The sequence below is a fragment of the Candidatus Nitrospira neomarina genome, assembly GCF_032051675.1.
Taxonomy (GTDB): Bacteria; Nitrospirota; Nitrospiria; order Nitrospirales; family UBA8639; genus Nitrospira_E; species Nitrospira_E neomarina.
On the sequence record NZ_CP116968.1, the window covers coordinates 4,557,895 to 4,578,061 of the forward strand.

A 20,167-nucleotide genomic window follows, 5' to 3' on the forward strand; every position below is an offset into this window, starting at 1 on the left:
ATGAAATTTAAGTGTTCTCCTTGCCAGGCCGAAAAGGAGAAGACAGCTTTCACGGGGGATGGCGATGAGTGGATGTCGAGCATCATTTCACGGAAATTTTTCAGATTTCTTATCTGCTAGGAGGGGCACTCAACGAGATGTCGTTTCGACGTTTTGGTCTATCCTCACAGGTGTCTTCCTCTCTGTATCCCTGTCATGGGGGCTTCCTGCCTCCGGCCATGCCGCTTCAGAATCGAGTCCACCAATCAAATATGTTCGAACGATGATTCCCATTCTTGGGACCACAATGAATGAACAATCCGAACAGGTGGGCATTGTTGCGGAAATTCAATTGGAATTTCTTCAGCGACGGGATCACAAGGGTTTGGATCTTCAATTTCTTTCAAGGCCAGGGAAGTTTTCACCGTATGCACAGCAATCGGTCAAAGACGCTTTAGTTCTAGTGGTTGAAGCAGCCGGGCTGAACCCTGATTCATGGACGGTCAAGTTTATTTTGCCCTATCCGGGAGTCACGTTGTACGGGGAAAGTTTATCGGCCATGGCGGCCCTGAATGTCGTTGCCCTTGCTAAAAATGAGCCGGTGGATGAGGAGACGGTTTTGACGGGTACCGTCACGCCGGATGGACATGTGGGAACTGTGGGAGGAGTCCCGTTAAAGATTTTGGCCGCATATGAACAACGGTATCGACGAGTACTAATTCCAGAGGAACCGGACGTGGCGGATGATGATTGGGAAACCCCGTTTCTGATGGAAGTGACGCCGGTGGGATCCATCAAACACGCCTATCTCGCGTTGACCAACCGGCCTCTTCGAAGTCATCTTAATGACCAGTCACTTGCTGCCAGCCTGGCCCACTAACTGCATTCCTAATGAACATTCCGCCCTGTGTATGGTGATCCCGAGGAGGGAGGAGATTACCCGCGTGGGGTAGGTGAAAGGGTTTTGTCTTCCGCTTGCTTGTTTGGTTCGAATATTTCTATGGTAGCAAAAAGGGAAAGGATCGACTTTTGGCGTGAGGCTTTCTCTTTGCAGATTTATGTGTTGAAGGAAATATCTATGGGGTAATCTTCTATGATCCGACCATGTTTTGCGGTTGATATTGATAATGTTTTAGGGCGGGCGGAGCCTGAAGTTCAGCGTTTATTTCAGGAATTGACGGGAAGATTATGGCCTGTGGGTCTGTATGGCAGTGCCGGTGGATTAGATGCTAGCCAATTAGCGCCTGAACTCCTTGAGGAGATTTTCTGCCGATTCCACCAGGAGTCGATCCCACGGCTACCTTTGTTTCCTGGGGCAAAACAAGCCCTGACCCTCATCCATCGTCGCTATCGGGTTATTATCGTGACGGCCCGGCGTCCGTATTCACGACCTCAGACTCTTTGTTGGTTGGAAAGACATGGCCTTCCTTTTGATGCGCTGTATCACACTGAAGAAAAAACCGACATTCCCGAAATGATAACAGCCGCGATTGATGATCATCCTCACCATATTCAGGCCTATCGTGCCCTCGATAGACAAGTCTTTGTTATGGATCAACCCTGGAATCGTGCAATTCCTCATGCTGATGTTGTTCGGGTGAGTGGTTGGGATGCTCTAGTACAGTGGTTGCATGTCCGACATCTTTCCAGTTGGCCCAAACATATCCCGGAGTCTCCTACTTGTCGGCAGTTGTTCTCAGTACATCTGAAGCTTCCTTCTTTGACGCCGACCGGTGTTTCGACGGAATTTACACAGCCGTAAGTGTGCGAGCGTTGGGCGGTACAGGAAAGGTTTTAAAGGAAATCGCCGATAAAGGTTAGAGGTTCTTTGCTGTTGAAAAGCGGTTTGATCCCGCACATATTTTGATCTCCTGTTTAACCAACTCTAGAAAACTAATGATGACTCTGCCTATTCACACGGTCTTGCTTGTTGACGATAATCCCGATGACTGTGAAATTGTCAAAGAGGCATGGGGCGAGATCCCGATCGGACAGGAATTACGCTGCGTGAATGATGGCACCGAATTGCTGGATTATTTGTATTGCCGTGGTTCATTTTCGAGGAAAGAATCTGCGCCACGCCCCAGTGTGATCCTCCTGGATTTGAATATGCCTCACATGACCGGCGGGGAAGTTCTCACTGAAATCAAGAAGGATCCATCTTTAGCATCCATACCCATTGTGGTGTTGACTACGTCAAAAGCTCCAAGAGATATCGGTCATACCGCTGGGATGGGAGTGAATGGATACATGCAAAAACCCAATTCTTATAGCGGGTATCTCCGGATGTTTACTAATTTGAGAACGCATTGGGCGGAAATTCTTGCCCAACCATTGGCTGGAAGTGGCGGGGATTCCTCTAGCAATATTGCCTGGTGTTAGATGTCCGGGGGACGCGGGATTTACCCTTTTTCCAGGAAAATTTTGGTGCCTGTTCTTTCTTCTCTCTTCGTTCCTGGTGACCGCTCCTGCTCTAGATTAGTTTATTTCCATCCCTAATGAAGGCTCGGTATGCGGAACACGATTAGTTTCTTTCATAATTGACCGATTTTTCCTCTTTTCGTAACGTGCATTCTTCGCTTCCAGTGGTCCTGCTTTTTAATATTTCTCATCCTAACTAGGGTTTGGGAATGTTAGCTCTGTCCAGATAAGCGGTTTTTACTCCGCCTCAAGTTCTCTCCTCAACAACCGACACTATCCTATATGGATTAACGAGTAGTGATAACGAGAGATACACCTGTGCAATCATCCTTTCAGGAATCTTCTGATCATTCCTGGCGTTTGAAAACCTTGGGGGCAATGGGAAACACTATGAAAACACATTCTATTTTGACGGGCGCAGTTATCATGATGGGAACAACATTGCTGACGACAAGTTTTGCCTATGAGGCCTCTGAATATTTGCTGTTGACCCGTCACCGGGATTCGAATGGGCATTTGCTGGCGGGACCAACCCACCACCAACCGCAACCTTCCGTGATTCAAAAAACGGTCGTTCCTGCCCAACCTCAGACGTTTGAACGGCGAAGTACCGAGTGGGGAATGAATGCTCAGGAAGTAAAGCTGAATGAACCGGTGCAACCGGTTTGGGAGCTCCAATCTCCGGTATTGGAGCCCTACGAGCAGCGGGTAGGGTATCGTCGTCAAATCGAAGGAATTGACGCCTCGTTAACCTACACGTTTTACGAAGACCAACTTGCTCAGGCAAATTATTTATTTGAACCCCAACATGATGATGCGGTGGACTATGTGAACGATTTTCATACGGTCCAAAACTGGATAACCCAGTCCTATGGTATGCCGACGTCGGTTCAGGAAATCTGGTTAGATACCTTGTACCAATATGATCAAAGTCTCTGGGGACAAGCCCTGCTTCGTGGCCATCTAAAGATGGTGGCGGAATGGCGGAACGATACCACAAATATTACCCTTCTGTTAGACGGAGGAGAGGATACGATAGGGTTAATGGCTGATTTCGATAGCGTGGCAGTCATCGCTCCCCCCTCAATGGAAGCCAAAGTGATTGAGGAAATTCCTCTTGTGGAAGAGGCCACAATGGAAAAAATCTCTGTCAGCGAAGAGCATTCATTGGAAGCACCGTCTGGGGAAGAGATGCCAACTGAACCCGTATCCCAGGAAAATCAACCGGACACAAAGTTGTAAATTAACCGTCGAGTTTTCAGCTACGTTAAAATACTCGTGTATTGTGGGAGGAGGCCCTGCCTCCTCCTTTTTTTTATTCTAAAATTTTCAGCTATTGAACCGGTATGCCGTGGCACGAGGGAGTTTTATGTTGATCCAAACTTTAAAAATTATGGGATGCTTGAATCCAAGGCGTCTTTGGTAAATCAATGGAGAAGGTGAGCCGGTGGTTTTGGAAGAGCGTCTTACCAATAACCAAACGGATAATACGGATAAAACCGGCCATATCCTCCCCAGTATGGAAACGCATAAGGATAGAAGAAGGGCTGAGGATAGGGTCCATACCGGTTAAAATCAGGAGAATACGCTGGCCAGACTTTGAGATGTTTAATGGTGAGAGTGGGATAGGTATATATGGTTTCATCGAGACCCTGTTGGACAGAGCCGGACAGTTCTCCAACCAAGGTGAGCCGGGTTCCAGGGGGAACTGTGGCGGGATCTAGAAATTGTTCCTGTTTTGCAATAAATCGTCCTTGGGATTGCGTAAGTTCAGTTGTGGGCTCCTGTTCATCGATGAGGGGTAATTGAAGGATCGTGAGTTGGGTTGAATCCTTTAAGCGTTTTGCTGCCAGGACTTGACCTCCAAGAATAATCAGTTTTCCCTTGAAGCTGTCAGGATCCTCTTTGATGCGCGGGAACAGTAATTGGGGGTCGATTTGTTCCGCCAGATCTGGAGGAAGGGTGCTTTTGTAGGGGGTAGAGCATCCTGTGGCACAAAGCATGGTGAGGAATAACAGGAAGACCAGTTTATGGGGAATAAATACAGGTGAGAGACTAATGGCGCTCGAGCAAGTCATCTTGATCCTTCATCAATATTTACAGCATATTCCTCCATCCTGAAGAGATGCAAATACAACAGATTCATCTGATGATATGGTTGACCCGAGATTCTTTTTAGTAAGGGGCCTGGCGCCATTTCTCCAAGATGGGACCTCAGACCGGCTCCCGTTCAGGTAATTATTCACCCCGGCCCAATTGCTCAATCTTGGCTCTGTATTTCTGAGGTATTGCTACGAATCTGGGAGCTAGTTGTGGGTAGGCAATTGTCATGGACTTCTAAAGGCAGGGGGAAATGATCAAAATCCCCGAAGATCGAAAAAGGCACTTATCTTGAGAAGATAATGAGGATACGGGAAGAATAAATTTTGGGTCAGTCAAACCGGATGAAGCATGGATTCGGCTTTACCTAAAAGCTGAATAATTTGTGTTTCTCATTCTCCGTCGTGAGTCGTGTTCAGCAGTCAAGGCTTCTTTTTGGGTGTGGAAAACGTGATTTCGGTCGCAACCCAGTCGCGGTTTTCAGGAACGCCCTTTTTTGAAACCTCGGCTACCAGTCGGTCCCCAACCTGCGGCCGGGCGTTTTCGACATGAATCCCATTTTGTTGAAACGTAATTTGAGGATGAAAGGCGAGAGTGAGGGATTCCCCTTTTGGAGTTGTGACCACCACATGGTCATTTCCCAATTCAGTGACGGTTCCCATTACATGAGGAGCATCGCCATGGGCCCAGGCGGGGATGGTCAGAAAAAGGGAGCACAAAGCGGCTAGAATACTGAAATATTTCATGATAGTGACTCCTTGGATGATAAAATCAATGTTGGTGCTCTTGGGGAAAGACATCTTCTCCTGATAAGAATTGATCAATGGCTTCTTGTTGCTCGCGTTCTTCGCGGGTAAGAGGATTATATTGTTTCATCTCCGCAATTTCCTCAGGAGTGATATTGGGGAAATGTCGAACGAGATGAACTAATTTCCAACTATCGAAATCTTCTTCCGGCAGACCTTTCCCCCAGGCCGGCATTCCGGTAAATCGAATGCCGTAATGGATGACATAAAACAATTCTCCATCAGCCATGGCTTGAATAGCTGGGGCTCTGAGGTCCGGAACAGGAGGATAGAAATTCGGACCCATATGGGTTTTCCCACTTCCATCATTGGCGTGGCAGGTGGCGCAGTGATCGGCAAAATGGTGCCGGGCTTGTGCAAGATTTTCAGGAGAAAAAGGGACCGGGTTCGACATTTTGAGAAAGTGGCTCGGCGTTGCCAGATGTCGGATAAACCTGGCAGCTTTCACTTCCCACTCGGGCGGAGTGGCTTTCGCGGAGAACGTACCCGGTAACAACCAGAGCGCAGCCAAGGTGGACCCGACCAACAGGAGAACAATGATAATAAAAAAGATTTTGATTCGTTTCAACATAATTGATCAGCTTTTTATAGTGTACCCGTTCGGGGATTTTCTTCACAAGTCAAATGAACGTTCATCAATCAGTGGATCATTTTTTCTGGTTGGGGAAAGAAGTGAAATTGGGTAGTATGGGTAAATGCATTCAGTGATTCCGGCGCAAAACGAGGTAATTGTATCTCTTCTGATATAACCGATGGTCTCTATTTGATGGCTATAATTTCTTCTCAGTTAGTCGCCTCGCTGCAGGATCCGAAATGTTATTCACACCCTGTGAATCAGGTCACAGTGGTAGAAACGCATATATCGTGGGTGTTGTTAACCGGTCACTATGTCTACAAAATAAAAAAACCGGTGTTGTTTTCGTTTGTTGATTTTTCAACGATTGAAAAACGGAGATGGTTTTGTGAAGAAGAGATTCGTCTCAACAGACGGTTAGCCCCAGAGCTTTATCTGGGGGTGGTCTCTATCACCGGGTCCCCCTCAAATCCACGCATGGATGGCGACGGAAGCCCTCTCGAGTGGGCCGTCAAAATGAAACAATTTCCTCCCGATCAGGAGTTTCACCATCTCCTTGTGACGGGCAACCTGCATGAATCTATGGTCGGTCAACTGGCCAGAGATATTGGCACATTCCATGGCCGGATTGAACCTGCAGGAGATTCTCTTTCCTATGGAGAGCCGGATAGGGTATGGGGACCTATAGCTGAGTGCTTTGAGGATATTCCTCTGGCGGTCCTCCCTGCGCGGATTCAATTCTGGATGAAGGATATCGAGGAATGGACAAATCAGGAATGGAAACGATTGAGGCCAACACTCAGAGAACGCAAATCTTCTGGGCAGATCCGAGAATGTCATGGTGATCTTCATTTAGGAAATATTGCCCTATTTGAGGGCCGGATCTGTGTGTTTGATTCCTTGGAATTTAAACCAGGGTTGCGTTGGATTGATGTCATCAGTGAGGTTGCGTTTATGGTCATGGATTTAGAGAGCAGGGACCGAGGGGATTTGGCCTATTGGTTTTTGAACTGTTATCTGGAGATGACGGGTGACTATGCCGGGATGAGTGTATTCCGGCTGTATGAGGTTTATCGGGCACTCGTTCGAGCTAAAGTGGCTGGCTTGCGTCTAGCTCAGGTCGAACCAGGAGGCCTGGTACAGGAGGATATCCTAAAAGAAATAATCCGATACGTGGAGTTGGCACATCGATTGGTGATGCCTGCTCCTCCCCTGTTGATGCTGATGCACGGAGTCTCCGGGACTGGGAAGACGACGGTCTCGACTGAAGTGGTGAAAGCTTTGGGTGCCGTGCGCGTACGATCCGATGTGGAACGGAAGCGGATTCATGCCGAGCAATGTAAATTCGCCGCTGGTCAGGAAACATCAAAGAGGTTGTACGCGTCAGATATGACTCGTGTAACCTATGATCGGTTATGGAATCTTGCAAATACGATGTTACGGGCAGGCTATTCTGTTGTTGTGGATGCTACATTCCTTAAGGCTGCACAAAGACAATCATTCATCCGACTCGCACATGAACGACACGTATCTATTGTCATATTGGACGTCTGGGCGCCGGAAGAAGTGTTGGCGGAGCGAATAGCAAGTCGGGCCAAGCAACAGGCCGATGCCTCTGATGCAACGATTGGAGTCATGGAGCAGCAAAAACTTAAAGAGGAGCCCTTAACCCAGTTAGAAGAAGATACGACCATTCGCGTGAATTCGACTGATTTGGAAACGTTTAGATCTACGATAAGGAGCCTTATTGAACAACGAAGAAATAGTGGAAATTAAAGACAAAATAGTAAAGCGAAAATAATTCGATAAGCTGGTTCTAGCCTGATATTCTCGCGCTGTAGGAAACTTTGGCGGCGTTTGTATAGGGGTAGCCAGTCCTCAATTCTTGAAGTGCATACGGAAGATCAGAAAGATTAAATATCTAGACCAACCCAGGTCATATTAACGATGGCATGAGATGAACGACTGTCAAGGGTGTGTTGACTCCGCCTAAGTCCTTCGCAAGTCTGTATGACTCTAAAAGTAAATGGTGCCGGAGGATGTTCCTGAACAAACTATGATGTCGTAGGTCAAAAAATCGCTTGGCTAAACAAGGTCACACTATTCCCCACAGTGCCTGCCCCCCATCCAATTTGCGTAGCTAATGCCCCGAGAGGGGTAATCGGGTCATGTTCATAATAGACCTTTAACACGGTAAATTGTTGTACTGTTGCCCCGGTGCCGGGAACATAGACCAAATAGTCGTAAAGATTTTGTGGCAAATCACAATTCGGAAGTGCTGGTGCCGCTACGCCTGAGCCGTTTAAGCCTCCTTGTTCAACGACCGTACAGGTAGGGTTATTGTTTGCGACGGTCCCGGCGGTGATTTGGGCTAAGTAAATATGATATTTGGATGGATAATTTTTAAAATCCAGTGCATTGTCGGTGGACCCGAGAAGATCCATCATGTTCTGATTGGTTGTGAGGTTTCGTGAAGCTAAGCTTGCGCCCTCTCTGGCTAGTTGTGTGAGTGCGTTGCGTTCGTTGATGATGCTTCCATATTCAACAATTCCAAACGCGACGAAGAGAAAAAGCATGAGGGAAAAGGCGAGTTCGATGGAAGCGGTGCCCTGTTCATTCCGCCCCCTCTGTATAAATGATGTCATCATGACCCCCCGCCTCCTAAGATGAAATTTTCATTGCGGTAGGTCCCCTCGGACGACATGACAACGGAATCGCCTGGTCCAAATAACCCTCCAATCAATTGAGTGAAAAATTGATGGGTGAAATTTACCCGGACTCGCATAAAGGCTCCGGCACCACCGGCGCTTGCCGCTGCCATCACTGCCGGATCATCAGGATCGGTCCAATCGGCATCGACGGGGAAAATCAAAATATCTGAAGGGTCAATATCCATGACTGTCGAGGCGCTTTGTTGAATCGCTTGTTTAATTGAATTTTCACGGGATAAGGCATTCCCATTGCCATCGACTGAAGTCGCGCCAACGGTTCCAATACGAATGCCCTCTCGTACTGCAGAAGTGAGGGTGTTCTGGTGCACAAAAAACCAACCCATTTCCGCTACGGCAAAGAGAGCGGTGAGAAACACCAGCATGGTCGCTCCCACTTCCACCGCCGAGATTCCCGATTCGGTCTGGCATGGAGACATCAGTTTCCGAAAAGACCTGATCAAGCTGTTCATTAAGGAACCCTCCTGCATGTGGATCTCTCATCCCAGTGGTGCGTGTTGTGGTTCCCCTCGTGTGGCATCCTGGTGGCCTAACTGATAAGGACGAGTTTAAGAATATTAGCAATCTGTTGGAAAATTCCCTCCAGCTCAGATGAGTCAGGAGTATAGTACGCAAAGGCTGACCCGCTGGAGAGCGTCGAAAGAAATGCCGGATCGACGTTGCCCAACCCAATGGTATAGATTTCAATGCCTTGAGCTTTGATTGCTGCGGCATTGTCAATTGCCATCTGCTTAGCGAGATAGTCTAGGTACCCGGCGAGTGGCCCGCCGGGGATATTACATTGTTGGGTCCCATAACCCGACATTGGGCCATAACTATCTTTTCCATAAGTGGGATCTGAAAAGACGTACCATCTTACGTTTAATTTGTCGGTGCCACTTGGGCCGGAAGTATTTGGACAAGATGTACTCCCGGAGGGTTTTCCGTCGCCTGTCCTGTAAGTTTTGTCCACACTAAATGTCGTGAATTGATAGTCTGGTCGTTGCAAGTTAGACCAGACAGCCGTACCTGAACCATTAAGCGCAGCGACGGCATCATAATCGGTACCGTTATATTTAAACTGTCCACGAAAAGCCGTGGGATTTCCATCAGAGAAAAAAACGACGACTTGCTTCGTTCGTTCGTTGGCGGGGACGCCCGATTGATCGGACCACGGAAGGGCAAGGGCTTGAGCTAAGGCATCCTCGGCATTTGTCCCCCCAGTGGCACCAAGACCATTAATAGCCGACGTCATGGGGGAGACATATCCATGGTCCATGTCATATAGTTTTTGGACCCCTGAGGCAAAGGTTATTAGGGCAAATCGATTATCAGCTTGTTGATCGGTAAAGTTTTCCACAAAGTTTTTTGACCCATTCTTCAGGTCGGCTAAGGGGCTGCCTGCCATCGACCCCGAAACGTCAAGAACTAAGGCGATTTCCGCTATACGAAGTTTGGCGGATCCGTCTGCCGCGATAGCGGTCGTGTCATGGCCTCCCCCAACCACTCTTGCAAGTGAATTGATGGAGTTTGTGTCACCTTGCACCGTTATTTTTCCGTTTCCGTCGTCGGAAACCACGAACGTTGGTGTGTCAGTCCCTAGCAATCCTGGAGGAAAGTTGGCTTGGGCCACTTGTTCGACAAACCCGTGTAGATCCGTAATATTTGGGTTGTTCACGTTCTTGGCCCCTGCAAAGGCGGCTCCATCAATGGCTTTACTCATTTCTCCCTGGATGGCATACCACCGTCCGACTTCAATCCCCAGGGCTGCAAACCCAAACAGGACCACAACAGCGATGCCAGTAACCAGGATGTAGGCGCCGTGTTGGTTTCGTAACGGACTCTGTATCCCTTTGTTTGAGTTGCGTCCCATTTTCCCTGTCTCCATGGATGAGAGGGTCAATAACCTCGCACATCTCACACCAATTATTCATTTCTCACTGATTTAATGAGGAGGTTCTTTGGTAGGAGAATATCGACTGAATCTTTAAAAACTTGCCGATTGGAAATTCTGTCCAAATGGCTAGTTTTTTACATTTTGTGTCTAGTTGTGCTTGGAAGAGAGTACTTTTCGAAAATTGTACACAGGTCTTTTGGACTAAAACTTGGTTTCCTGCCCTCAGGTTTAAGGCCAATTGTGGTCATCGGATTTCGAGAGGTATCAGAGGTATAGACTGAGGAGATGAGACAGCTTTGAATGAGCCTTGAGGATTTGTAAGTGTTAGCGAGCGAAGCCCATGAGCTCTAAGAGAAAGAATATGGGAAGACGAAGATAATGGATTGGGTATCACGTTGTTCGGAAGGAGAAATCTTAATGAAGAATTCGGATAATTTCTTGAACGAATGGGAATGATCTATTGCTTAAGTTGGTTAAGCAATTGTTGGATTCGGGTGTCCGTTCCTCCAAGATCAAGGTATTTCTGGTAGTGGATTTGTGCTTGAGGAAGATCCTTTTTGTGGAATTCGTAAAAGGCGCCAAGATTGAAATGGCCCTCCAGGGAATTCGGTTGCAAGGCGATTCCTGCGTGGTACGCTTGTTCTGCCTCCACGTATTGATGATTTCCTGCAAAGAGGACACCAAGATTGAGAAAGGCCTCGGCATCCTGAGGCCTGAGTTCACTGACGCGTCGGAAATGCTTGATGGCTTCTGGTAGATTTCCTTGTTGTTGATAAAGAAATCCAAGGTTGTAATGGGCTTCCGATTGTTCCGGATTGATTTGAATGACTTGTTGGTAAGCATTTAAGGCCAATGAGGGTTGATTTTGCCGCTCCGCAATCCGGCCAAGCAATAACCATCCATCTGCCTGGTGTGGGTGGTGTTCTGTCAATTGGGTAAGGAGGAGCTGCGCTTGGTCGTAATCTTGAGCTTGCATTAATCGGGTAGCCAGATGATACAGCGCTTCTTCCTGGTAAGGTTGGTGGGTGAGAACTGTCTGGTATTCCTGAATAGCCTGATCCGTGAGTTCCTGCTTATCCAGGAGTTTCGCGAGCGTGAGCCGAGCCTCCCAAAAACGTGGATAGTTAGCGAGTGCCTGCTGAATGGCCTTTTGAGCTTCTTTTATATGATCTTGCTTGATAAAGAGTAACGCCAAATCGTACTGCGCTTGAGCTAAATTCGGGTTCAGGCGAATGGCCTCTTGAAGGGCGGAAATCGCCTGTTCAGGCTGCTGGGTGAGTTGAAACTTCACCAAACCATACAGATGATGGGCTTCGGGAAAACCAGGGAATTCCTGGATGGCCTGTTCGAGTAATGATTGGGCGGTCTTGAAATTCTGCTTTTCAATGGCTGAAAGGGCATCACGGTAAAAATTTCCGGCCTGGTGCCCGAACGCTGGCAAGGGCCAGAAGAATATAAGGCATAGGAACATTCTCTGCCACACTATGCTGTGTGGGTTAGCGTGAGAGAGAATGCCATGACTCGGATTGCCCATGAAGATCTTCTTTCAGTCGAGGAGTTTTCAATCGGGAAAATTCAGAAAAACTAAGATTGAAAATTGTATCGTATTGCTTTCTGATTTGCCAGAATGTGAATCAAGGGATCGAAAAGTAAGCCTCAAGGCCAGGGGTTCTTGTCCTCCTGACGGATAGGCTCGGACAGGAGAGAATTTTTCTATTGATGTGCGATCATCTCCCGCCCCTGACACAGAAAAGCCCTGCCTTTCACCGGGAAGGCAGGGCTCATCTCCAGTATCAGTTGGCGATACCCTCCGGTCTTATCGGATAACCAGTAATTTCCCGGAAAGGCCACCCTTGTCTGCTGGATTGCTATAGATTAATAAATTGTTGGCCGTGACATAGGTCAAATCGCTCGTTGGAATGCCGATATACTTTGTTTCTCCCGGTTTTAAAACCAGGGTGGTATTTAAGGATGTTGGCCCGGCCATTGCCGAGTCAGCTGAAAGGTGAAACGTATAGTCTGTAGTCAATGTATTGGTCACTTGAAATAATACCGGTCGTCCGGCTCGTCCTCCCGTTCCACTTGCGACAAGGCTAAGAATGGCTGTCGGGGGTACCAGGCATTTTCCCGGAAATTTGCATCGCCGTAAAAGCGAGATCTACATCAAGACGCTTAAAGGGTTGTCCTGTCACAGAGCCTGTTTCGAGATCACCGATTTCAACGCCACCCGATTGAAGCGCTAACACGGGTGATCCGGCACACAAAAGACCGAACAAAAGCAATCCTGAAAAGATAACAGAGCCACGCATCATTAATCCTCCTTTGGAAACCAAATAGTGATTGAACATTACGTCTGTCGATTCATGTATCGACATGTATCTCATGTTTTCGGGTGCAGGTTTCTAGTTCCGTGAAGACCGGGATGAAAAGCGAAGGTAGGCGATACCAGGCTCCATCCCGATCGTTCTCCACAGAAGGAAGAAGGTGTTTCTAGGGGGTCAGGGTTCCCTATCGCACCTTTCATCCAAAAGAGCGACACGCTGTAACGTTGGTCAGGGTTTCCTTATGGACCGTCCTGTCATAACAACAAACATGAAGGGGTCTCTGACTGGAGGAGAGTATAGGACTAGCCACAAATAATCGTCTACAGGCAGTTGCTCATGCATGCAACACATTTTTCAATGTGATCAGGGAAATTCGTCGGGAATCCTAGGGAAATATAAAAACCTGAAGAAGTATGCAGAATGACAATGTAGGTAGGGGCAATCGTAAATGCGTCAGAGCGATAATAATGCGGCGAAGCCATGGAAAAGCAATGCTCATGTCGATGAAGGCATCAGTCATCTCGGTGAAGCGGTGGACCATGGTAAAACGGAGACACGGTGAGGTTGCGGGCGAGCATGGTCAGGAAGCTTTGAAGCATCTGCAACAGGGACATTTAATTTTTTCTTGATTTCAGACGCGAAAAGGCGGGTCATATCAAGTGACCCGCCTTTTTTTTTGCGAAAATGAAGATGAAGGATTGAGGTCGGACATTCCTGCTTCATCCGATCATGTCTTCCGTACATATTGGCTGCAGGCTAATCGGGTTCCGATCGGCCAGGAGAGGGAGCACTCCGGCCTCTCCCTCCAGGATCTACCCTCCGAAAACAACCATTGAATATTTAGAATATCCCGATGGTCACACCTCCGTAGAAGGAGCGGCCATATCCGGCAAAGAACAGTTGTTTGTTGGCATCGGGTGTCGCGTCGGACACGACCTGACCGGACGCTGCGTAGGTCTTGTCCGCAATATTGTTTATTTCGAAAAAGAACTTGGCAAACCGAAACCAATCATTGTTGAAGGTAAAGGTCTTGTGAAGATTGACGTTGAGAATCCAGTAGGAAGGAATTCCCACGGTATTGCCATTGTTCAGGAAATAGCTATTGTAATAATTAGACTCAAGCCAGGCTCCCCAATCATTTTTCGCATCGTCATACATGACCTTCATATTAAGGACATCCGAAGGGACGTTGGGGACGTCATTGCCGTCCTGTTTGACTTCGGTGGCCACGCCATTCACCAGATACCGGTCTGTGAAGTTGATGTACTTGGCATCAATGTGGGTGTACGCAGCGTGAAATTGCCAACCGGGTATCGGTCTCCAATCTGCGGAGACCTCGACACCCCGGTACTCCGAAGAGTCGGCATTGACGGAGGCCGTGTTCGTACCTGAAATGTTTTGCGAAATAATTTCATCGCGAAAGAAAATCCAGAATCCCACAAGTTGCATATTGAAAGTATTATGAAGCTGGGCTTCGTGACCGAATTCCACGTTCACATTTTTTTGAGGCTTCAAGTCAAAATTGGATCCGGGAAGACCCGTAAGGGGATTGCGGGTCAAATTGCTGAATTGCGGGATGCCATATCCAGTTGACCCCCTGATCCAATGCCGATAGCCTGCTCTGGGTTCCCACGTCAGGGACATTTCAGGAGCCCAATTGTAGTAGGTCTTGGTAGTGCTGGGCCGGCTGGAGACCACCCCATTGGTATAATTAATCGTCTGGATGCTCACGATGGATTGTTCAAAACCGAGACCGGCCGCGACGGTCCAGTTCGGTAAGAATGTCAGCTCTTCTCGGAATCGTCCCCCGATATTTCGAATGGTTCCCCGGTTGTTCTGGATCAATGTGCCGCGCGTGCCCTGGCCGTCATCCAAATTTTGGAAGGTCTGCCCCTCCTGTTCCATATTGTTGACGAAGAATCCGAGATAGCTGTTCAGCGGCATGCCTGAGATGTGGCCGGTATGGCGCAAATCGGTATAATGTTTCCAATTGGTATTCACATTATCAAAGATTTGATTGAAATACTGGTTAATATCCTTGACGTCATAATCCCCTTCTGTCGTCAAGATGAGGTTTGGTGTCAACTGCCGTTCATACATTAATCCGATAATGGTGCGGCGGTCGAGCCGAGATTGATCTCTTGATTTCGTTCCAGTTCCGGCCTGACGATCGTTTGCATTAAATTGGCTCTTGGTAAGCCGGGTAGGTACCTTTGTATCCAGCCAGTTGGTGATGGCTTTGACGTAGAGGCTCTGTTTTTCGTCAATGGTGAAGCGGAAATTCAAATTCAACGTCTGGGTGTTATATCCACTGTGATCGATATACCCGTTTTCAGCGGCGTTACTGGCAAATAACGATACATCAAGATTCTTCCAGTGTTGGCCGAACGCGCCCGCCTGTTTGTTATATCCGTATGATCCACCGGCAAAAAACCCCTCGACTCCATTGATGTCACTGCCCCGTCGGGTTTTAAAATGCACCATTCCGCCTAAGGCATAATTGTCATACAGTGAGGAAGCCGCTCCACGGATCACTTCGGTCGATCTCATGAACCACGGGTCCTGGATATCGAGTCGTGACAATCCGTCCGACTGCGTTTGCTGAAAGCCATCTTCATAGACTTTGATATCCCGGATGGCGAAGGCCGTTTTGATTCCGGATCCTCGAATGGAAATACTGAAGTCCCTGGGTCCATTAGCCTGGCGCAGTACCACGCCGGGAAGAGATTCCATGGATTCTTTCATCGTTCGGGTGGGTTGAGATTCGGTTTCCGATTGAGGGGTGGAGGATAGTGTCAGGCCTTCGGGACGTTTTAAAATCCGGGTGCTGACAATACTCATCTCTTCGAGCGTCACCACTTCCTCCTCCTGGAGAGTCGCCTGTGTTTGCCGTTGTTCATCGGTTTGTTGGGAAGCAGGAATTTGATGGATTTCCCTAAGTTGTTTCCTGATTTCTTCTAGCCTGCTGTTGATGTGATCGAGTTCACCTTCCAACTCCTGTTGTTGCTGAAGAAGGGATTCTTGGGTCACCGTAGAGGGATTGCTTGATGCAGCAACGGCTGGAGAGAAGGCGCTGGAAATGGTTTGTACGGTGAAGAGTAGGACGAAGATTGGCCATGACCAATTCCACGAACAGACAGAAAGAAACTGTTTCACGAGGTAATCTCCTTACAAAAAAGATAAATTGAACATGCATGAGTCAACCGGCTATGCATGTGGCCAGCAACTAAGAATCAGGCTCACTGAAGGAATTTTCGGGTGAGACCCAGGTTAGGATTCATGAGTATGGGGAAGGAGGCGTGAATCTCCCGCAACCCACAGCCGAGCCTTAAGAATCTTTAGGAGAAAAAGGACAAGAGAACGTGTGGAGGAGCTCTGGCAGATTTGTTCGAAAGAGAAGGGAGTAAGCCAGGCTGGGCATAGAAAGAAAGGACGGCGCCAAATTCCTGGGATGGGGAATGCCACGATGGAGAGGTGATGAGAGACGTTGACGAAAGTTTTCCGATGTGACAGGCCCAGTTGCAAAGAACCCCATGAAGAGGTTTCGTATGGCTGTGATGGGATTCCGGAGAATCCAGAGAGAGGTCTTGCACGGTCACGCACGCCGTGGATGCCAGGAGCATGGCGAGAAACAGGCTTGATGTCAGGAGGGAGATTGGTCGAAGCCGCTGGTGCATTTACTTCGGGTTGAGGAGGTTGTGGATGTACGCGACGGATTCAGGGCTATCCCATTCTCTGGGCCCCATGATCCGTTGGCTCAGATGTCCGTGAGCATCCACAATCACTGTTGTGGGAAGATTTCTGACCATGAGGGCTTGAGAGAGTTCTTCCTGTTCATCCAGGAGGGCATCAAAATGCAACTGGAGTTGCTGCCAAAATACTTTGATTTCTCGCGGACGAATATCGGTAGTAACCGCCAGTATGGCCAATTGGTCTGCAGGGAACTTTTGACGAAGACGTTCTAACGAGGGCATTTCTTCCTTACAAGGGCCACACCAGGTGGCCAAAAAATTCAAGTTGAGGACTCGTCCTTCCAATTCATCCGAATGAATAGATGTGCCCTGCAGGGTGCGGAGCTGGAATGGAGGAAGGGTTTGGGGGATATCGAATCGGCTAAGAATGAACGGGGTAGAAGAGGGATTTCCCAAAGCCAGGGCCATTCCCAGGACTCCTGAAGCCAGCAGAGAAAGCGGTGTCATGGTTTTGGGTGTAATTGCGCCGTCCGCGAGGTGGGAAAAGAGAGACGATGAACTACCGTACTCCATCCCGGGAAAGCCACTTGCTCGGACCAGGCAATGACGGCTTGTCCCAGGTCATTTAATGCCACGGCCGGACTCTTGGCCTTTTTCTCATTCAACTTTTTCGGGGGACTGAATGTCTGTCCCCGATCAAGGGAATAGGTGAACACGATTTCCCGCCGCACCGGAGATTGCTCTTCCCAGGATACGAGTAGATGGCCTTCTTGATTCACCGCCAGTTGAGGATGGTCGGGAAACGTCCCTTTGGACGTGTTCAACGCACGTCGAGGTGTGAAGGTTTTTCCCTGATCATCGGAATAAGCCAGATACACACCCGGCGTATCATCAGGTCCTTCCGTATACCAAGTGACATAGAGGCGCCCTTGCTGGTCGACCCCCATGGTCGCGGGACGATGGGGACAGCCCTCGTAGACCCATTGATCATTGCCCACGATAACCGGGGGAGAAAACGATTTCCCGTTATCGGTGGAACGAGACACGACCGTTTCCCGGACTGCCCCGGACAAGACCTTGCGCCATGCCAGATAGACGGTGCCATCAGAGGCTGTGGTCATATGGGTCCGGCAGCAGACACAACTGGATTCGTCAATTTTCAGGTTTGGTGAAAGGGTGCTGCCCTGGTCTTGGGAAAAGACCGTATAGGTGGCCGGATCTTTTTTCCCTTCCCGGGCATCAAGCCAGGCGATATGGACGGAACCATTCGGACTGACGGTCAAATGGTCAAAGGAATGGCCGGTGACGGCGTCGTCGTCGTTGACTCGAACAGGAGGAAGAAAGGTTTTCCCCCCATCAAGTGACCGGCTCAGGAGAAGAAGATTGGTAAATAATTTACCGCCGGCTTCGGGATGAGGTGTTGTCCAGGTGATGTACACATCGTTTTTGACGCCTAACGCCAAGGCCGGTGGTTCGTGGAGGGAAGTGGCGGGTGGACTGGAAAGATTGACTTTGATGGGTTCTGGGTAATGTTCCTGTTGAGGTGGGATCTTGAGATAATAGACTCCTCGATCTTCCTGCTTTTCTCCGCCCCAGGCGAGGTGAAGAGTCCCGTCTTTATCCAGTTGAGCAGCTGGGCCGGTGGTTTGCATGCCTTGATGGTCGATGATGTGTTTAGCCCCGGCTTGAACCAACGAAGCAGAGGGTTCCGCCCCGAGGACTTCGGATATTTCACCTCCCAGGCCCATCGAGAGAGCTAGAGAAATGGTGCCAAAAAGTACAGGTCTTATCATGGGTGCCTCCACGGATATTCGAATGTAGGAAGAAGAATTACGTTCATCATTCCTAAATGTGAGAGTGTGTATTTTTACCAGAAGGGTGAAAGCCTACGCTACCTTCAGGATGTGGAGTGTATGTCAGCGCCGCACCGGATACATATCGATACTACAGTTTTTTTGGTAAATGAAATAATTCAACCAATTCAACCAACCTTTTTGGAGAAATCACTGAGTAATAAACTTCAACCTTATTTATCAAGTTCCAGCAGATGGGGAAGTAGAGGAAATCGAATGACCAGTTTTTCAATAGGCAGTATGGATGCCAGGAAAAATGAATATTCAAGAGGTCGAGCAACATGGAGAGAAAATAGAATATCCATTTATGAATTTTGGAATAAAAAGTCAGGGTGAAAGACAAGGAGGTTGCAAGTCCAAATGCCTTCACCCTGAAGTGGAGCGGGCTCGGTCAGGGAGAAGTCACGCCGCTCCGAGTTCCGCTGGAAGAGTGCAATGAATTTTTAGCAATAAAAACTGATATACCCGACTTGCGACTTTTGTTCTACGGGCGTGTGCCGATGCTTGCTACATTGAGGTAGTTCAATGGCCGTATCCTTGGAGTTCACGATTGGATGACTTCCCTGCGTGGTGCAGTTTTTTAACCCTCTACCAAAGTTCTGGAATGAGTGGAAGCAGGAAGGGAACGAATAAGAGAAACCAAGAGGTTTGTGAGTTTCTGAGAGGCGCGGCTGGACCTTCTATTCCTGCCAATCGAATCCGGAGGCCCGTGCCAATTCTTGCGGGGTCTTGAGGCCGGTTAACCGGCGTTCCCCGATAATCCACGTGGGGTAGCTTTTAATGTCAGCCTTAGCGCAGGGAGCGGTGAGAGCGCTACCTCGTCCTCCAGAACTACATTCCACGTAAGGAAGCCGTTTGGCGGACGAAAGAAATTCGGCTTTTTGTTCCTGGCAGCGTGGGCACCAATAGGCACCGTAAAACTTGGCACCGGTTTCATTGAGGTGAATGGCTAGGGCTTGCATTTGGGGATCTTCCGGGCCGGCGGCTGCGTCGAACACTCCACTATAATGCAAATGCAGTCCGCCGACGATGACAAGGCCGATCACGGCTGCCTCTTTCAGTGATTTCGTCCAATCGGGAGGCCGTCGAGCGAGGGCCAGACCAAGGGTTGTCGTGATGATGGCAAATGAAGTCAGGCAATATGGACAGGTGGCTTCGATCTCCAGGACTGAGACGATGGTCAAGTAGGCGCTGACCGCGAATCCGGTCATAGCCACGTAAATCAATGCCGATCCGCTACCGGATTTGCCACGGCCGGACCAGGCGAGCCCCGCAATTACCACATAGGTCACGAAGCCCCACAAGGCCATGGGGATTCCCAGAAAGGTTGCCCATCGGCTGCTCTGCACAATGTCGCAGCCCGAGCCCTCGCTGCAAAATGCCGGGTGAACCTCGAACGAGGCGGTATAGGTCAGGTAAGCGGTTAATAATAGTCCGGCACCGGCCAGAATAATGATGAGAAAGTCCAGTAGGGCTTTCGAACCTGAGGCCATGGAAGACGGAGCGTTCGATGGCTTTCTTGCTGTTTCAGAGCCGATTGATTGTGTCTGTCGTCTGGATTTTGCCATTGTATGCCTCGTGAACGAGTGTATCATGGGCTTCTTGCCATTGAAATCCCGACAATGTATCAAATACTCCCGACCGTAGCGGAGACTTTTGCCAAGGTAATGTCAGGCCGGTATTCCTCACGATAGATTGCTGATCACAGAATCAAAACTCCAAACGGCTTGTTGCTTTAGGTCCGACGTAAGAGAGGGATTTTGAGGTCTTTTAGGAATCTTGAGGCTCTACGCCGAAATTATGTACCGCGAAA

At 48.7% G+C, this 20,167-nt stretch carries 18 protein-coding genes; 5 read left to right on the forward strand and 13 right to left on the reverse strand.

Annotation, left to right across the window (positions count from 1 at the left end; genetic code table 11):
* Positions 1 to 64 precede the first annotated feature (64 nt).
* The 4 genes from PQG83_RS19760 to PQG83_RS19775 all read left to right on the forward strand — a co-directional run bounded on the left by PQG83_RS19760 (position 65) and on the right by PQG83_RS19775 (position 3,642).
* Positions 65 to 859, forward strand: a complete 795-nt coding sequence (locus tag PQG83_RS19760) for a S16 family serine protease (protein ID WP_312744749.1) — start codon at positions 65 to 67, stop codon at positions 857 to 859.
* A gap of 213 nt (positions 860 to 1,072) precedes the next feature.
* The gene (locus PQG83_RS19765) at positions 1,073 to 1,741 is read left to right on the forward strand and encodes a hypothetical protein (protein WP_312744750.1); all 669 of its coding nucleotides are present in this window, start codon (positions 1,073 to 1,075) and stop codon (positions 1,739 to 1,741) included.
* A gap of 134 nt (positions 1,742 to 1,875) precedes the next feature.
* Positions 1,876 to 2,361: a response regulator gene (locus PQG83_RS19770; protein WP_312744751.1), complete on the forward strand. Its 486-nt coding sequence runs from the start codon at positions 1,876 to 1,878 to the stop codon at positions 2,359 to 2,361.
* Positions 2,362 to 2,790: 429 nt separating this feature from the next.
* Positions 2,791 to 3,642: a hypothetical protein gene (locus tag PQG83_RS19775; protein WP_312744754.1), complete on the forward strand. Its 852-nt coding sequence runs from the start codon at positions 2,791 to 2,793 to the stop codon at positions 3,640 to 3,642.
* 224 nt (positions 3,643 to 3,866) lie between these two features.
* Here PQG83_RS19775 and PQG83_RS19780 read toward each other — a convergent pair whose 3' ends face one another.
* The 3 genes from PQG83_RS19780 to PQG83_RS19790 all read right to left on the reverse strand — a co-directional run bounded on the left by PQG83_RS19780 (position 3,867) and on the right by PQG83_RS19790 (position 5,877).
* Positions 3,867 to 4,478 (reverse strand): Slp family lipoprotein, encoded by a 612-nt coding sequence (locus tag PQG83_RS19780; protein ID WP_312744758.1) that lies wholly within the window; start codon positions 4,476 to 4,478, stop codon positions 3,867 to 3,869.
* A 444-nt stretch (positions 4,479 to 4,922) separates the two neighbouring features.
* Positions 4,923 to 5,246 carry a hypothetical protein gene (locus PQG83_RS19785; RefSeq protein WP_312744761.1) on the reverse strand — a complete coding sequence of 108 codons (324 nt, stop codon included), beginning with the start codon at positions 5,244 to 5,246 and terminating at the stop codon, positions 4,923 to 4,925.
* Between the two features lie 25 nt (positions 5,247 to 5,271).
* The gene (locus PQG83_RS19790) at positions 5,272 to 5,877 is read right to left on the reverse strand and encodes a c-type cytochrome (protein ID WP_312744764.1); all 606 of its coding nucleotides are present in this window, start codon (positions 5,875 to 5,877) and stop codon (positions 5,272 to 5,274) included.
* Between the two features lie 195 nt (positions 5,878 to 6,072).
* Between PQG83_RS19790 and PQG83_RS19795 the strand changes: the two genes are divergently transcribed.
* Positions 6,073 to 7,656: a bifunctional aminoglycoside phosphotransferase/ATP-binding protein gene (locus PQG83_RS19795; RefSeq protein ID WP_312744767.1), complete on the forward strand. Its 1,584-nt coding sequence runs from the start codon at positions 6,073 to 6,075 to the stop codon at positions 7,654 to 7,656.
* A gap of 293 nt (positions 7,657 to 7,949) precedes the next feature.
* Here the strand turns inward: PQG83_RS19795 and PQG83_RS19800 are convergent, their stop codons facing one another.
* The 10 genes from PQG83_RS19800 to PQG83_RS19845 all read right to left on the reverse strand — a co-directional run bounded on the left by PQG83_RS19800 (position 7,950) and on the right by PQG83_RS19845 (position 19,922).
* On the reverse strand, positions 7,950 to 8,528 hold the full coding sequence (locus tag PQG83_RS19800; protein WP_312744769.1) for a TadE/TadG family type IV pilus assembly protein: 579 nt from the start codon (positions 8,526 to 8,528) through the stop codon (positions 7,950 to 7,952).
* The gene (locus PQG83_RS19805) at positions 8,525 to 9,061 is read right to left on the reverse strand and encodes a TadE/TadG family type IV pilus assembly protein (RefSeq protein ID WP_312744772.1); all 537 of its coding nucleotides are present in this window, start codon (positions 9,059 to 9,061) and stop codon (positions 8,525 to 8,527) included. The genes PQG83_RS19800 and PQG83_RS19805 overlap by 4 nt, the downstream gene beginning before the upstream one ends.
* Before the next feature lie 77 nt (positions 9,062 to 9,138).
* Positions 9,139 to 10,461 (reverse strand): VWA domain-containing protein, encoded by a 1,323-nt coding sequence (locus PQG83_RS19810; protein ID WP_312744775.1) that lies wholly within the window; start codon positions 10,459 to 10,461, stop codon positions 9,139 to 9,141.
* A gap of 481 nt (positions 10,462 to 10,942) precedes the next feature.
* Positions 10,943 to 12,019, reverse strand: a complete 1,077-nt coding sequence (locus tag PQG83_RS19815; RefSeq protein WP_312744778.1) for a tetratricopeptide repeat protein — start codon at positions 12,017 to 12,019, stop codon at positions 10,943 to 10,945.
* A gap of 282 nt (positions 12,020 to 12,301) precedes the next feature.
* Positions 12,302 to 12,514: a hypothetical protein gene (locus PQG83_RS19820; protein ID WP_312744780.1), complete on the reverse strand. Its 213-nt coding sequence runs from the start codon at positions 12,512 to 12,514 to the stop codon at positions 12,302 to 12,304.
* A 64-nt stretch (positions 12,515 to 12,578) separates the two neighbouring features.
* Entirely contained in the window at positions 12,579 to 12,797 is a 219-nt protein-coding gene (locus tag PQG83_RS19825) for a hypothetical protein (protein ID WP_312744783.1), read from the reverse strand.
* Between the two features lie 852 nt (positions 12,798 to 13,649).
* On the reverse strand, positions 13,650 to 15,965 hold the full coding sequence (locus PQG83_RS19830; RefSeq protein WP_312744786.1) for a TonB-dependent receptor family protein: 2,316 nt from the start codon (positions 15,963 to 15,965) through the stop codon (positions 13,650 to 13,652).
* 521 nt (positions 15,966 to 16,486) lie between these two features.
* Entirely contained in the window at positions 16,487 to 16,969 is a 483-nt protein-coding gene (locus PQG83_RS19835) for a TlpA disulfide reductase family protein (RefSeq protein ID WP_312744788.1), read from the reverse strand.
* Between the two features lie 35 nt (positions 16,970 to 17,004).
* Positions 17,005 to 18,294, reverse strand: coding sequence for a sialidase family protein (locus PQG83_RS19840; RefSeq protein WP_312744790.1), 1,290 nt, complete (start codon positions 18,292 to 18,294; stop codon positions 17,005 to 17,007).
* A 740-nt stretch (positions 18,295 to 19,034) separates the two neighbouring features.
* Positions 19,035 to 19,922 (reverse strand): vitamin K epoxide reductase family protein, encoded by an 888-nt coding sequence (locus PQG83_RS19845; RefSeq protein ID WP_312744792.1) that lies wholly within the window; start codon positions 19,920 to 19,922, stop codon positions 19,035 to 19,037.
* Positions 19,923 to 20,167: the final 245 nt, after the last annotated feature.

Bases quoted from the DNA above. Each gene is read 5' to 3' on its own strand.
- PQG83_RS19835 (WP_312744788.1), bottom strand. From the start codon at position 16,969: ATGGCCCTGGCTTTGGGAAATCCCTCTTCTACCCCGTTCATTCTTAGC.
- PQG83_RS19845 (WP_312744792.1), bottom strand. From the start codon at position 19,922: ATGGCAAAATCCAGACGACAGACACAATCAATCGGCTCTGAAACAGCA.
- PQG83_RS19780 (WP_312744758.1), bottom strand. From the start codon at position 4,478: ATGACTTGCTCGAGCGCCATTAGTCTCTCACCTGTATTTATTCCCCAT.
- PQG83_RS19790 (WP_312744764.1), bottom strand. From the start codon at position 5,877: ATGTTGAAACGAATCAAAATCTTTTTTATTATCATTGTTCTCCTGTTG.
- PQG83_RS19760 (WP_312744749.1), top strand. From the start codon at position 65: ATGAGTGGATGTCGAGCATCATTTCACGGAAATTTTTCAGATTTCTTA.
- PQG83_RS19805 (WP_312744772.1), bottom strand. From the start codon at position 9,061: ATGAACAGCTTGATCAGGTCTTTTCGGAAACTGATGTCTCCATGCCAG.
- PQG83_RS19765 (WP_312744750.1), top strand. From the start codon at position 1,073: ATGATCCGACCATGTTTTGCGGTTGATATTGATAATGTTTTAGGGCGG.
- PQG83_RS19815 (WP_312744778.1), bottom strand. From the start codon at position 12,019: ATGGGCAATCCGAGTCATGGCATTCTCTCTCACGCTAACCCACACAGC.
- PQG83_RS19810 (WP_312744775.1), bottom strand. From the start codon at position 10,461: ATGGGACGCAACTCAAACAAAGGGATACAGAGTCCGTTACGAAACCAA.
- PQG83_RS19795 (WP_312744767.1), top strand. From the start codon at position 6,073: ATGGCTATAATTTCTTCTCAGTTAGTCGCCTCGCTGCAGGATCCGAAA.
- PQG83_RS19825 (WP_312744783.1), bottom strand. From the start codon at position 12,797: ATGATGCGTGGCTCTGTTATCTTTTCAGGATTGCTTTTGTTCGGTCTT.
- PQG83_RS19770 (WP_312744751.1), top strand. From the start codon at position 1,876: ATGATGACTCTGCCTATTCACACGGTCTTGCTTGTTGACGATAATCCC.
- PQG83_RS19785 (WP_312744761.1), bottom strand. From the start codon at position 5,246: ATGAAATATTTCAGTATTCTAGCCGCTTTGTGCTCCCTTTTTCTGACC.
- PQG83_RS19775 (WP_312744754.1), top strand. From the start codon at position 2,791: ATGAAAACACATTCTATTTTGACGGGCGCAGTTATCATGATGGGAACA.
- PQG83_RS19800 (WP_312744769.1), bottom strand. From the start codon at position 8,528: ATGATGACATCATTTATACAGAGGGGGCGGAATGAACAGGGCACCGCT.
- PQG83_RS19840 (WP_312744790.1), bottom strand. From the start codon at position 18,294: ATGATAAGACCTGTACTTTTTGGCACCATTTCTCTAGCTCTCTCGATG.